Below are 13047 nucleotides of genomic sequence, written 5' to 3'. Positions count from 1 at the left end.
GTCTATCAACTTTTCTAGAAAATGCTCTGGCGCGGCCCCATCGGTATTTGACATGACCAAAGACATTGACGTTCTCATCCTCGGCGCCGGTATCAATGGAGCCGGCCTGTTTCGCGATCTCTGCGAGCAGGGCCTGACCTGCCTGATCGCCGACAAGGCCGATTTCGGCTCGGGCACCAGCGCCGCCCCGTCGCGGCTGATCCATGGCGGCATCAAATATCTGGAGACCGGGGAATTGCGCCTCGTCGCCCAGTCGACGCTGGAACGCAATCTCCTGCTGCGCAATGCGCCGCATCTGGTCGAGCCCCTGCCGACCGTGATCCCGATCTTCTCGTGGCTGCAGGGTATTCCGGCGGCGCTGCGTACATTGTTCGGCTCGACCACGGCTCCCCGCAACCGCGGCGCGGTGCTGATCAAGATCGGCCTGGCGCTCTACGATTTCTATGGCTCCCGCCACCGCGTCATGCCCCGGCATGCCTTGTGGTCCCGCCGGCGCACGCTGAGCGAAATCGCGCCGATGACGCCGAAGATCGTCGCCGCCGGCACCTATTACGACGCCAAGGTCACCTGCCCGGAGCGGCTGGTGCTGGAGTTACTGCAGGATGGCACGGCAGCCAATCCAGCCTCAGAGGCCCTGAACTATACGAACATGATCTCGGCCGAGAACGACCTCATAGGCCTGCGCACACCGGATGGCGGGGAGCGAACCGTTCGCCCACGGATCGTCGTCAATGCGGCCGGCCCTTGGATCGATCACGTCAACCAGGCTCTCGGTTCACCCACCCGGCTGATCGGCGGCACCAAGGGCTCCCATATCCTGCTCGACCATCCCGAGTTGATCGCGGCGCTCAAGGGACGGATGATCTATTTCGAGGCCAATGACGGACGTATCTGCCTGGTCTACGACTATCTCGGCCGAGCACTGGTCGGCTCGACCGACATTCGCGCTGACGATCCCGACACGGTTTGCTGCGACGACGAAGAGATCGACTATTTTCTCAAGAGCCTGCGCGATCTGTTGCCCGGCCTTGCCTTTTCGCGTGACCAGATCGTCTACGCCTATTCCGGCATCCGACCCCTGCCCGCCTCGGGCAGTACGGCGGCCGGGCTGATCAGCCGCGACCATTCGGCTCCCGTGCTCGAGCCCGCCGATGATCGTCCCTACCCGGTCATCTCGTTGGTGGGCGGCAAATGGACGACCTTTCGCGGCTTTGCCGAAGAGGTCTGCGATCTCGTCTTGGGGCGTCTTGGCCATAATCGCCGCCTGAATACGCGGGCCCTTCCGATCGGCGGCGGACGCGACTATCCGACGGAACCAGCCGCACGTGCCAATTGGATCGAGCACACAGCAAAGGCGACGGGTGCATCCGCCATGCGCACCACCGAGTTGCTCGGGCGTTATGGCACGACGGCACGAGCAATCCTCGCCCATGAGGGCCCGCAGGCACAGCGCCTGACGGACACCAACAGCTATTCTCTAAGCGAAATCGACTGGATTGCGCGCTACGAAAAAGTCGTTGAACTCGAGGACATTGTGATGCGGCGTAGCACGCTCGCCATCACGGGCCGTCTGAGCGAACGTGATCTGGCAGCGATTGCGGACATTGCAGCTGAAGCACTTGGATGGAGCGCAGAGCGACGGAATGTACAATTCGCCAAAACGCGAGATCTTCTTGCAGCGCGCCATCGCATCCAATGGGAAAAATCGCATCCTTGAACGAGGCGTCGATCGGCTCCCGGGGAGAGTGGCAATCGCATCGTCATAGTTCGAGCGCTTCCTCGTTCTCGGGGCCGCGGCTGCGCGGATGGCCAACCCGTTTATGACTATGTGGTTCACGCCTCCGAAGGACGGAGACAACTTGTAGGAGGCTTTCGCAGGAAAGAACCCGTCAGATAGCGGCAGATCCTCCGCCCATGAGCGCTAACTTTGGGTGGTGGCACCAGATTTGGAGGGTCGATCTCCAGATCGACCCTCTTGGAAATGTCGAGCCAGATAGAGGACAAAGGTGGTCGATCTCGCTCCATCAATTGATGGAGCTGTGGAGATCGACCCTCCACGCTACCCGCGCCTCCGGCCGCAAAGTTAGCGCCATGGATCCTCCGCCTGCGCCCGCAGGCCTACTCCGCGATCCTGGTCAAATAAGATGCGATCGACTGCGGTGCCGGGATCACCGCGACAATCTTCATCTGCGCAATATTGCGGTTCTTCGCTTCTTCGAGGTGAGCATCGAACATCGCAGCCGCGGCGTCGATGGCGCCGCGCGTCAGCAATTCGACGATCAGGCGATATTCGGCAATGGCGATACGATCACGCGGCAGGCCTAATTGGCGCAACAGGCGCTCCGAGGCCACGACCGGCAACAGATTGTCCCGTATCAGGTCACGCAGCCTTTCGTTCGGGGTGGCCATCACGCAGGTCTCGACCAGCTTCGTCTCCAGATCCTCCCACTCGACCAGGTCGGCATCCGATTCGGTTCTTTCGGCCTCGGACAAACTGTCAAGAAGGGCCGTCAATCTCGCACGATCGATGCGCGGCGCCGCCGACACCAGGGCAGGAGGCTCGAGGATGCGCCGCAACGCAAAGCGGTCCTTGATCGATTTTGCCGTGAGCGGGCCGGCGATCCAATGGGAGCTCTGGTTCTTATGCACCAGTCCCCTTTCCTGCAGGCGCCCGAGCACGTCGCGCACCACGGTGCGGCTGACATGGAAGTGATCCGCCAGCTCGATCTCGATGATGCGATATTGCCCGAATACGACACAGGCCGCGACATCCGCCTCGATGGAATCGTAGATGCGTTCCCAGGTCGACCGGCTTTGCAACGCCTCGTCGATGGCCTCGGGTACCACCAGGCCCAGGGTCTTGATATCGGTGCGCACCGGCGCGATGCGCCGTCCCGGCGCCCCGACGAGATAGCCGCGCCCATCGAAGCGATGGATGAGCTGCTCTGCCTCCAGGCGCAGCAGCGCCCTCTGAACGGGGGCACGCGACGTCTGAAAGATCTCGGCGATCGGCCCCTCGAGCAGGACCAGCCCTCGTGGCAGCAGCCCGTCGGCGATATTGGTACGCAAGACGTCTTCGACAATTTCGTAGCGCCGCTGGGCGGTCTGGCGAGGCTTGGACAATGGCATGCCGTAAACGGACCTCCTTGCGGGCGTCATCGCAGACCGCCGCTCGAACTGCCCGTGTCTAACGCGTTTGACACAACCTGTCCTATATTCGGATAAATGATCTTTGAATACCATAGTGCAATTTTTCTTGGGGAGAGTCCATTTTCATCAATTTCCAGCGAAATTTATCGCAAATTCCACCCCCTGGGCACTTCCGCCCTCCTCCAGCTTCCGCTCCGCCCTTGCCATCCACCATCTTTGCTAAACGAAACATGCGCTGTCGAAAGACGCAAAAAAACTCGCTTAAATAGCCAATTCCCTAAAGAATTACGCAAACTTCGGCCATCTCTCGTCAAGGATCCAAATTCCGGATCCGCTCGTAATTTAAGCACCCGATGCACAAAAAAGATTGTTGCATACAAAAATCGATTGAACTAAGATCCAAGCACTCATTGCCGAAGAAGCAATGCAGAGGCGAACTGAATTAAGAAATCTGATTGATATTATGTTGGGCGCAGACGTATTGCGACCAATTAATATTTATCACCTTAAATTATGCTGCTGATGATTCATGCTGTTCTCAGGAATGGCAAGGTATTGGCGTGGTATAATACGTTCTGGGAGGCTCGTTTGGCAGATGTACTTCGTCTCTCCGGCGTCAGGAAGTCGTATGGCGACCTGCAAGCGCTGGACGGTATCGACCTCGCCATCCCCGACAATACCTATGTATCGCTTCTGGGGCCTAGCGGTTCGGGCAAGACGACACTCCTGCGCGTGATCGCGGGTTTCGAAGACCCTGACCAGGGCAGCGTTGCCCTCGGTGGCCGCCCCGTCGACAATGTCCAGGCCCATCGGCGTGGCATCGGCTTCGTCTTCCAGAACTTCGCCCTGTTCCCTCATCTTTCCGTTGCCGGGAACATCGCCTACGGCCTTGAAAACCGCGAAGTCGCCGTACTGACCGATCGCGCCGCCATTCGCCGCAAGGTCGGGGAGATGATCGAACTGGTCGGCCTGGCCGGCCTGGAGGATCGCGGCGTTGCCCAGATCTCAGGCGGTCAGCGCCAACGCGTGGCATTGGCGCGCACGCTCGTGACCGAACCGCGCCTGGTGCTGCTCGACGAGCCGCTGGGCGCCCTCGATGCTAATCTGCGGGCCCGGATGCGGGCGGAGCTCAGGAGCATCCGCGAGCGCCTCGGCGTCACCTTCCTGCATGTCACCGGCAGTGAATCCGAAGCGCTGGCGATGGGCGACATCGTATTGGTGCTCGATCGCGGCCGCATAGCCCAGTCGGCGGATGCCGACACGATCTATAACCGCCCGGCCGCGCCTTCGGTCGCGCGTTTCCTCAATTGCTACAATCTGTTCGAGGGGGCGATCTCAGGCGAGGACTTTGTCGGGCCGGCGGGCAGCTTCCCGATTGAGGGAAGCACGCGCCTCGCAGGCGGGAAAACTGCGTATGCCGTCCGTTATGACCGCATCCAGGTGCGCCCGACATCGTCGGCCCTGGCGAGCGACGAAGTGGGCTTCGAGGCTGCCTTCATCGCCAGCGAATATAGCGGCGCGGCCGTGAACTCCTTCTTTGCACTCGATAGCGGCCAGGTGGTGGAGGTGGAGACCCATCTCAGCCATCGCCCCCCCGCCGACTACGCGCCGCAGGAACGCTACGGCCTCGTCTGGAAGCGCGACCTTGCGCTCCTCTTTGCGTGAGCAACGCCCATGTCCCTTGCTGACCCTCGACCCGGAACGGAGATCGACTGGATGACGACGCCTCCCGGCAGCGAAGCGGCGGCGCCGCAGGCTGCATCGCCGCGCAGGTCCCGCAACAAGACAATGTGGCTGCTGGCTCCAGGCGTCGTGTGGATGGTGCTCTTCCTGCTCGTCCCCATCCTGATGATGGTCTATGTCTCGTTCTGGACGCAGACCACCTTCAAGATCGAGCCCATCCTCACTACCAAGAGCTGGGCCACCTTCTTCACGAGCGACACCTATCTCCAGGCCCTCTGGACCACGATCCGCATCTGGCTGACGGTACTGGTCGCGACGCTGGTGGTGGGCTACCCGACGGCCCTGTTCGTGGGCCTCTTCGTGCGCAACAAGGCGCTGCAGACGACGCTCCTGGTGCTGTGCGTCATCCCATTCTGGACTTCGTTCCTGATCCGCGTCCTTGCCTGGCGCCCGATGCTGGGCAAGGAGGGCGCCATCAACCTGATCCTGCTCAAGGCCGGCATCATCACGCAGCCGATCGAGGCCCTGCTCTTCTCCGACCTGTCGGTGGTGATCGGCATGACGCAGATCTACTGCGTCTTCATGGTCGGCCCGATCGCCTTCATGCTCGGCCGGATCGACCCGAACGTGATCGAGGCGGCGCGCGATCTCGGCGCCGGCTTCTGGCGCATCTTCCGCACCATCATCCTGCCTCTGTCCATGCCCGGCGTGGTCGTCGGCTCGATCTTCGTCTCGGTGATGGTGCTGGGCGAATTCGCCACCTCCGCGGCCCTGTCGGGACGCAAGGTCAACCTCCTCGGCAACATCATCGTCACCCAGGTCGGTTCACTCAAATGGGCCTTTGCCGCAGTGGTCGGCGTGATCCTGACAATCGTCATGGGAGCCGTGGTCGCCGCCCTGCTGCGCGTCGTCGATCTCAGGAAGGAGCTCTGAGCCATGCAGGCACGCGGCGTCAAACCGGTCCTGGCCATCTATACGGCCCTGTTCCTCTTGTTTCTCTATGGCCCCTTCGTCGTGCTGGCGATCCTGTCCTTCCAGACCGGACCGGAAGGCGGGCCGCAATTCCCGATCATCGAATGGTCGACCTACTGGTACCAGCATCTCTTCGGCCTGACACCGCCCTCCCGCATCGCCCCGCTGCCGATCGAAGAGAGCCTGGGACGTTCGGTCGTCCTTGCCATCATGACGATGGTGGTCTCGACCGTCCTGGGCGTGACGTCCGCGCAGGCCTTCCGCAAGAAGTTCCGGGGCTCGGGCATCGCCTTCTATCTGATCGTCCTCGGCATGATGGTGCCCGGCGTGCTGGTCGGCCTCGGAATGGCGCTGGTAGCCAACGTCCTCGGCATCGACCGGCACTGGTGGGGCACGGCCTTCGTCCTCCACGTCGTCTACACCTATCCGTTCGCCTTTCTCGTCATGCTGGCGATCTTCAACCGCTTCGACCAGAGTGTCGAGGAAGCCTCCTGGTCCCTTGGCGTCTCGCCGATCCGCACATTCCGGAAGGTGACGTTCCCGCTGATCTTCCCGGGCGTCCTGTCGGCGATGCTGTTCGCCTTCACCCTTTCCTATGACGAGTTCTCACGCACGCTCTTCGCCTCGGGGCGCGACCTCACTTTGCCGCTGGCGATCTACGGCACGTTCTCGGTCGAGATCCATCCCAATGTCTTCGCCTTCGGCGTGCTGACCACCCTGTTCTCGTTCGCCCTGCTCGCGGTCTACGCGATCCTGATGGGCCTGTCCGTCCGGCGCGGCCGGCGCATCGCCATCCAGGAGGACGCATGATGCCCAGCCAGAAAACCGCCATCGTCACGGGTGCGGGCTCGGGCATCGGCAGGGCCATCGCCGAACGTCTCGCGGCGGACGGCTATGGCGTGCTCGTCAACGATCTGGCGCTGGATCGCGCGCAGGCCATCGCCGAGGCCATCCAGGCGGTTGGCGGGAGGGCGGTCGCCGCAGCCGGCGATGTTTCCAGCGAGGCTGATGTCGCGACCATCGCCACGGCGGCCAAAACGCATCTCGGCCCGGTGGACCTGCTCGTCAACAATGCCGGCCACGTCCATCAATGCCTGTTCGAACAGCTCGAACCCGGTGATTTCGATCGCATGTTTGCCGTGCATGTGCGCGGCACCTTCCTGATGATACGGGCCGTGTTGCCGGCGATGCTGGAGACGGGATCGGGCATCATCATCAATGTCGCATCCCAGCTCGGCCAGATCGGCGGGATCGAACTCGCCCACTATTCCGGTGCCAAGGCCGCCGTGATCGGCATGACCAAATCGCTTGCCCGCGAAGTGTCGAGCCGCGGCGTGCGGGTCAATGCCGTCGCACCGGGGCCGATCAACACGCCGCTGGTGAGAGCGCTCTCGGATGACTGGAAGGAGCGCAAGGCCAGGGAGTTGCCGCTCGGCCGCTTCGGCGAACCGGAAGAGGTGGCAGCCACCGTCGCCTTCCTCGCCTCCCCGGCCGCCAGCCTCTTCGTCGGCCAGACGCTCGGGCCCAATTCCGGCGACGTGATGTTGTGAACGAGCAGAGGGAGAAGACAGCACCATGACGAAGGCACGCATCGTCCTGATCACCGGCGGAGGCATCGGCATCGGCTGCGCCAGCGCAAAGGCCTTCGCCGCGCTCGGCGACCATGTGGTGGTCACCGACATTCTGGAAGCGGAAGGCAAGGCTGTCGTCGAGGAGATCAAGGCCGCCGGCGGCTCGGCCGAATTCGCGCCGCTCGACGTTCGTTCCACCGACAAGGCCGACGCCCTCGTAGCCGATGTGGAGGCTCGTCACGGCGGCATCGATGTCGTCGTCGCCAATGCCGGTATCGCCCACCGCGTGCCGCTCGCCAGGCTCGATGACGACAAATGGGACCTGACCTTCGATATCGACCTCAAGGGCATCTTCCGCGTGGCGCGGGCAGCGCTGCCCAGCATGCGCGCCCGCAGATCCGGCGCCATCGTCGCGCTCTCCTCGATCATGGGCGTCGCCTATGGCTGGGACGAGCATGTGCATTACTCCTCGGCCAAGGCCGGTGTCGTCGGCCTGGTGCGGGGCCTCGCCGTCGAGGTCGCCCGCGACGGAGTGCGGGTCAATGGCGTGGCACCCGGGTACATCCGCACCGCCCAGCTCCTCTCCAAGGAGCATTCCCTCGGTCCCGAGGGCGCGGAGACCGCCGGCGCCTTCATTCCCATGGGCCGCATCGGCGAGCCCGATGAGATCGCCGACGTGATCGTTTTCCTAGCCTCTTCCAGCGCTCGCTACCTCACGGGCCAGACGCTGGTGGTCGATGGCGGCCTGCTGGTGGGTCGCTACTGAAACAAAAGCAAATAACCAGAACCGGAGAAGGAACGATGTCTGACCGAAGCGAGATGACGCGCCGCTCTTTGTTGAAGCGATCCGCGGGAATGATGGCCCTGGCACTGGGCGGCGGCACGCCGTTCCTCTCCTCCCGGGCCGCCTGGGCGCAAGGTACTGGCCTGGCGAGCGAGAGCCTGCGCACGATCGGCCTGTCCGTGACGGTGCAGGAACGCATCCTGGCCGAGTTCAAGGCCGCCTCCGGCGTGGGCACGACCTCGGGCACGGCCGCGACCTTCCCCGATGCCCAGACCAAGATCTTGTCGGGTTCGAAGGACTATGATTGCTGGGAAGTGATCGCCGAACGCCTGCCATCGGTGGTGATGACCAACAATGTCGCGCCGATCGCCGCCTCGTCGCTGAAGAACTGGGCCAATATCCGCGATACTTTCACCAAGCCGAGCGACAAATGGGATCCCAAGGCCCAGATCACCGGCCAGATCTGGCAGGACGATGCCCATAGCCAGCTCTGGATGGTGCCGGCCGTCTATAATTACGACTCCATCGGCTATAATCCGGACGTCCTGTCGGATGAGGAGGCCAACACCTGGGCGGCGATCTTCGATCCCAAATGGAAGGGCAAGTCCGGCCTCAACACCGACCCCCTGATCGCCTTCGGGCAGGCCGTGATGGCCATGAACTCGCTGGGCCTGTCGGCCGTCAAGAATCCCGGCAATCCCTCGGAAGCCGAGATCGACGAGGCTGCGAAATTCCTGGTTTCGAAGAAGAAGGATGGGCAGTTCCGTGCGCTCTGGGGTGATTTCGGCGAGCTCGTCAATCTCCTCGCTTCCGGCGAGATGGTGGTGTGCGACGCCTGGCAGCCGGCCGTGATGGCGGTCAAGGCCCAGGGCAAGGCCTGCAAATATGCCCGCCCGAAGGAAGGCTATCGCGCCTGGGCGATCGGCCCCTCGCTCATCGCCGGTTCCACCAACAAGGAAGCCGTTGCCGCCTATGCCGATTACTGGCTTTCGGGAAAGCCCGGCATCACCGTTTCCGAACAGGGCTATTACTCGCCGACGACCAACATCAAGAGCGAGATGGCACCGGAAAAATACGCCTTCTGGTACGAAGGCAAGCCCTGGGTCGGCGCAGCCGAGCGCGGCATCAAGGAAGGTGACCTGCGCGACGGCGGCAGCCTGGCAGAACGGGCCGCCAACGTCGCCTATTGGCACCAATGGCCGGATGCCTATGACCATCTCATTCAGAAATGGGACGAGTTCCTGAACGCCTGATCACGATCCGGGCGGAAAGTGCGCCTTTCCGCCCGCCTCCCCTGCCATTCCCGCGGAGCACGAAGCGATGATCCACGATCTCGAACTCATCAAGGTCGGCAAGGTCTATGACAACGGCACGCCCGCCGTCGCCGGTTTCGACCTGGCCGTCGCCAAGGGAGAGTTCATCGCCTTTCTGGGGCCTTCCGGCTGCGGCAAGACGACAACCTTGCGCATGATCGCCGGCTTCGAATCCATCTCGTCCGGCAACATGCTGATCAGGGGAACGCGCATCAACGACGTGCCGCCAGAACGGCGCCCGACATCGATGATCTTCCAGAACTACGCGCTCTTCCCCCATATGACCGTACGCCGCAATATCGGCTATGGCCTCGAGGTCAAGGGACTGGCGAAAGCCGAGCGCGACGCGAAGGTCGATCGCATCCTGGACACGCTCGGCCTCGAGGATGTCGCCGACAAGCGTCCCGACAAGCTCTCCGGCGGCCAACGCCAGCGTATCGCTTTGGCGCGCGGCCTCGTCGTCGAACCCGATATCCTCCTGTTGGACGAACCGCTGGGCGCGCTCGATGCCAATCTGCGCAAGGCGATTCAGAACGAATTGAAGCTCCTGCAGAAAAGGCTGGGTGTCACCTTCGTTTTCGTCACGCATGCCCAATCCGAGGCCTTGGCTCTTTCCGATCGCATCGTGGTGATGAACCAGGGACGCGTCGAACAGATCAGCCCGCCGCACCAACTCTATACAAGGCCGAACACACCCTTCGTGGCGCAGTTCATCGGCCGCAACACCATTCTCGACGGCTCCATTGGCGGTGTCGAGGACGGGCGCGTGGTGGTCGATACCCCGCTTGGAATCCTGCGCGGCACGGCGAACGGCAGGCTGGCCAATGGCAGTGCCGCCAAGATCGTCGTCCCGGCCGAAGCCATAGAAGTTCGTTCGGCCTCGGACGGGCGCGTCACCGAAATGGGCAATACCATCGCCGCGACCGTCCGGCGCCTCGATGTCGTCGGGCACATCTCGCATCTGTCCGTCGAGCTTCCGGGAGGCCGGGCGATCTCCCTGGAAGCGCATGTCGAAAAATACCCGCCGGGCCTCTTCGCCCCCGGCGGTGAAGTCGTGCTGGCCTGGAATGCCGCCGAGGCGACCGTCATTCCAGCCGCCTGACAGACCATTCTTTCAAGAAAACATCGATTTCAACATGAAATGAGGAGACCTCACCCATGGCAAAGGAAATACTCTGCGGCTTCGGCGTCGACGTCGATGCGGTCGCCGGCTGGCTCGGTTCCTATGGCGGCGAGGATTCGCCGGACGACATCTCGCGCGGCCTTTTCGCCGGCGAGGTCGGCTCGCCCCGCCTGGTCAAGCTGTTCGAACGCTTCGGCATCAAGACGACCTGGTTCATTCCAGGCCACTCGATCGAGACCTTTCCCGAGCAGATGCAGGCCGTCGCCGACGCCGGCCATGAAATCGGCATCCATGGCTACACCCATGAAAACCCGATCGCGATGACGCGCGAACAGGAGATCGAGATTCTCGACAAATGCATCGATCTCGTCACCAAGCTCTCCGGCAAGCGTCCCACCGGCTATGTGGCACCGTGGTGGGAATTTTCCAACGTCACCAATGAGTTGCTGCTCGAGCGCGGCATCAAATACGACCATTCGCTCATGCACAACGACTTCACGCCCTATTATGTGCGCGTCGGCGATTCCTGGACCAAGATCGATTATTCCGGCAAGCCGAAGGACTGGATGGTGCCGCTGAAGCGGGGGCATGAAACCGACCTGATCGAAATCCCGGCTTCCTGGTATCTCGACGATCTGCCCCCGATGATGTTCATCAAGAAGGCGCCCAACAGTCACGGCTTCGTCAACCCGCACGATATCGAGCAGCTCTGGCGCGACCAGTTCGACTGGGTCTATCGCGAGATGGATTATGCCGTCTTCCCGATCACCATCCATCCCGACGTCTCGGGCCGCCCGCAGGTCCTGATGATGCTGGAGCGCCTCTATGCGCATATGGCCAAGCATCCCGGCGTCAAGTTCGTCACCATGAACGAAATGGCCGACGATTTCGCCCGCCGCTTCCCGCGCAAGAAGTGACGAGGGAGGCCGGGTCCCCTATCGTGGGCCCGGCCATCCATGCTGTCGGGAAAGGGCGACAGCCCTTTCAAGTCGAAAAAATGCGCCGCAACGGGGAAGATCTGCATGTGTTCGCTCTGCGGCATTCTGGGTGGCAATGAGCACTGGGCCGATGCGGTGGCCCGGCCGGGCGTCTTCACGCGCAATGGCGACAGAATCGATCGCCGCCGTGAGCGCATGAACCGCGTGCGCATTGCCTGCCAGGTTCTGGAACCCTTCGGCATGACCCTCTCCGATTGGCAGGGCGCTTCCTTCCTGCTGTCGACGAAAACCGGCAAGACCGAGATCATCGACGATCTCGGCCATCTGTGGCCCGCGGCCGAAAGGCTGGTCCGGCGCGCCTGCGATCCGCTCTCCCTGCCGGTGATCGAGGCCATGGAGAAGCGCCATGGCGGATGACGTCCCGGCCTTCACCCCGGTCCACCTCCTCACCGGCTTCCTCGGTTCGGGCAAGACGACGTTGTTGCGGCGGCTGCTGTCGGACCCGGCCATGGCGCGCACGGCCGTGCTGATCAACGAATTCGGTGAAATCGGGCTCGACCACCATCTACTCGAACCCATCGACGAGACCATGGTGCTGCTGCCGTCGGGGTGCTTGTGCTGCACGATACGCGGCGAACTGGCCCAGGCGATCCGCGATATCCATGCCAAGCGGGCGCGTGGCGACATTCCACCCTTCGACCGGCTGGTGATCGAGAGCACCGGCCTGGCCGATCCCTTCCCGATCCTGTCGACCATCAAGGCAGATCCCGTCCTGCGGCATCATTTCCGGCCGGGCACGGTGATTGCAACGGTGGATGCAGTGAACGGCCAATTCCAGCTCGAGAACCATGTCGAGTCGACACGCCAGGCCGCGATCGCCGACCGGCTCGTGCTCACCAAGACCGATATCGCCGACGAAGTGACAATTGCCCGGCTCCTCGATCGACTTCGGCGCTTCAATCCGGATGCACCGATCCTGCGGTCGGCCGAGCGGGATTTCGACGCCCCGGCTCTGTTCAGTCAAAATGACTTCGCTGCTGCAGGCCAACCGGAGCGCTCGACCCGCGAATGGTTCCGCCAGACCTTTCAAAGCGACGATCCGCTCACCCCCGAAACAATCAGCCAGCCCGGGCACGAACATGGTTCAGGCGACCGTACGCGGCATGGCGAGCGTATCCGCTCCTTCGTGGTCACGGTCGATGAACCGCTCGACTGGACGGCCTTCGGCATCTGGCTGACCATGCTCCTCAACCGGCATGGCGATCGCATCCTGCGGGTGAAGGGCATGCTCAACCTTGCGGGCGAGAGTGCCCCGGTGGCAATCCACGGGGTGCAGCATCTGGTGCATACACCCGTGCATATGCAGGCCTGGCCCGATGGCGATCGACGCTCGCGCATCGTTTTCATCGTGGATGACCTCGATTCCAGCTTGATCCGGCGCTCCCTGGCAGCCTTCAACAGATTGGCGGCTCCAGTGTCGCAACAATCATGATCAAGCGATTTCGAATGCCAT

The 13047-nt window shown here is 62.5% G+C and carries 12 protein-coding genes; 11 read left to right on the top strand and 1 reads right to left on the bottom strand.

Going from position 1 to position 13047, the window contains the following annotated elements:
- Positions 1-52: 52 nt before the first annotated feature.
- Positions 53-1717, top strand: a complete 1665-nt coding sequence (locus ACZYTC_RS23625) for a glycerol-3-phosphate dehydrogenase/oxidase (protein ID WP_441774354.1) — start codon at positions 53-55, stop codon at positions 1715-1717.
- A 401-nt stretch (positions 1718-2118) separates the two neighbouring features.
- Here the strand turns inward: ACZYTC_RS23625 and ACZYTC_RS23620 are convergent, their stop codons facing one another.
- Positions 2119-3129 (bottom strand): GntR family transcriptional regulator, encoded by a 1011-nt coding sequence (locus tag ACZYTC_RS23620; protein ID WP_434961161.1) that lies wholly within the window; start codon positions 3127-3129, stop codon positions 2119-2121.
- Between the two features lie 609 nt (positions 3130-3738).
- Here ACZYTC_RS23620 and ACZYTC_RS23615 point away from each other — a divergent pair.
- The 10 genes from ACZYTC_RS23615 (at position 3739) to ACZYTC_RS23570 (ending at position 13026) form a co-directional block, all read left to right on the top strand.
- Positions 3739-4815: an ABC transporter ATP-binding protein gene (locus tag ACZYTC_RS23615; protein ID WP_488990671.1), complete on the top strand. Its 1077-nt coding sequence runs from the start codon at positions 3739-3741 to the stop codon at positions 4813-4815.
- Positions 4816-4866: 51 nt separating this feature from the next.
- Entirely contained in the window at positions 4867-5766 is a 900-nt protein-coding gene (locus ACZYTC_RS23610) for an ABC transporter permease (protein ID WP_488990670.1), read from the top strand.
- A 3-nt stretch (positions 5767-5769) separates the two neighbouring features.
- Positions 5770-6615 (top strand): ABC transporter permease, encoded by an 846-nt coding sequence (locus tag ACZYTC_RS23605; RefSeq protein ID WP_434961164.1) that lies wholly within the window; start codon positions 5770-5772, stop codon positions 6613-6615.
- Positions 6612-7355, top strand: a complete 744-nt coding sequence (locus ACZYTC_RS23600) for an SDR family NAD(P)-dependent oxidoreductase (protein ID WP_434961165.1) — start codon at positions 6612-6614, stop codon at positions 7353-7355. Before ACZYTC_RS23605 ends, ACZYTC_RS23600 begins: the two co-directional genes overlap by 4 nt.
- A gap of 25 nt (positions 7356-7380) precedes the next feature.
- Positions 7381-8142 (top strand): SDR family NAD(P)-dependent oxidoreductase, encoded by a 762-nt coding sequence (locus tag ACZYTC_RS23595; protein WP_488990669.1) that lies wholly within the window; start codon positions 7381-7383, stop codon positions 8140-8142.
- Positions 8143-8177: 35 nt separating this feature from the next.
- On the top strand, positions 8178-9413 hold the full coding sequence (locus tag ACZYTC_RS23590; RefSeq protein WP_434961167.1) for an ABC transporter substrate-binding protein: 1236 nt from the start codon (positions 8178-8180) through the stop codon (positions 9411-9413).
- Between the two features lie 67 nt (positions 9414-9480).
- Positions 9481-10575, top strand: coding sequence for an ABC transporter ATP-binding protein (locus tag ACZYTC_RS23585; RefSeq protein WP_434961168.1), 1095 nt, complete (start codon positions 9481-9483; stop codon positions 10573-10575).
- Positions 10576-10631: 56 nt separating this feature from the next.
- On the top strand, positions 10632-11513 hold the full coding sequence (locus ACZYTC_RS23580) for a polysaccharide deacetylase family protein (protein ID WP_105865590.1): 882 nt from the start codon (positions 10632-10634) through the stop codon (positions 11511-11513).
- 105 nt (positions 11514-11618) lie between these two features.
- Positions 11619-11951, top strand: a complete 333-nt coding sequence (locus ACZYTC_RS23575) for a hypothetical protein (protein WP_434961169.1) — start codon at positions 11619-11621, stop codon at positions 11949-11951.
- Positions 11941-13026: a CobW family GTP-binding protein gene (locus ACZYTC_RS23570; protein ID WP_488990668.1), complete on the top strand. Its 1086-nt coding sequence runs from the start codon at positions 11941-11943 to the stop codon at positions 13024-13026. The genes ACZYTC_RS23575 and ACZYTC_RS23570 overlap by 11 nt, the downstream gene beginning before the upstream one ends.
- Positions 13027-13047 lie beyond the last annotated feature (21 nt).

The organism is Labrys sp. F242, assembly GCF_057813875.1.
The sequence above is the reverse complement of the archived record's forward strand: the minus strand, read 5'-3'. Positions and strand labels throughout refer to the sequence as shown.

Coding starts and splice junctions, on each gene's coding strand:
- ACZYTC_RS23585 (WP_434961168.1), top strand. CDS start 9,481: ATGATCCACGATCTCGAACTCATCAAGGTCGGCAAGGTCTATGACAAC.
- ACZYTC_RS23600 (WP_434961165.1), top strand. CDS start 6,612: ATGATGCCCAGCCAGAAAACCGCCATCGTCACGGGTGCGGGCTCGGGC.
- ACZYTC_RS23605 (WP_434961164.1), top strand. CDS start 5,770: ATGCAGGCACGCGGCGTCAAACCGGTCCTGGCCATCTATACGGCCCTG.
- ACZYTC_RS23580 (WP_105865590.1), top strand. CDS start 10,632: ATGGCAAAGGAAATACTCTGCGGCTTCGGCGTCGACGTCGATGCGGTC.
- ACZYTC_RS23575 (WP_434961169.1), top strand. CDS start 11,619: ATGTGTTCGCTCTGCGGCATTCTGGGTGGCAATGAGCACTGGGCCGAT.
- ACZYTC_RS23625 (WP_441774354.1), top strand. CDS start 53: ATGACCAAAGACATTGACGTTCTCATCCTCGGCGCCGGTATCAATGGA.
- ACZYTC_RS23595 (WP_488990669.1), top strand. CDS start 7,381: ATGACGAAGGCACGCATCGTCCTGATCACCGGCGGAGGCATCGGCATC.
- ACZYTC_RS23590 (WP_434961167.1), top strand. CDS start 8,178: ATGTCTGACCGAAGCGAGATGACGCGCCGCTCTTTGTTGAAGCGATCC.
- ACZYTC_RS23570 (WP_488990668.1), top strand. CDS start 11,941: ATGGCGGATGACGTCCCGGCCTTCACCCCGGTCCACCTCCTCACCGGC.
- ACZYTC_RS23620 (WP_434961161.1), bottom strand. CDS start 3,129: ATGCCATTGTCCAAGCCTCGCCAGACCGCCCAGCGGCGCTACGAAATT.
- ACZYTC_RS23610 (WP_488990670.1), top strand. CDS start 4,867: ATGACGACGCCTCCCGGCAGCGAAGCGGCGGCGCCGCAGGCTGCATCG.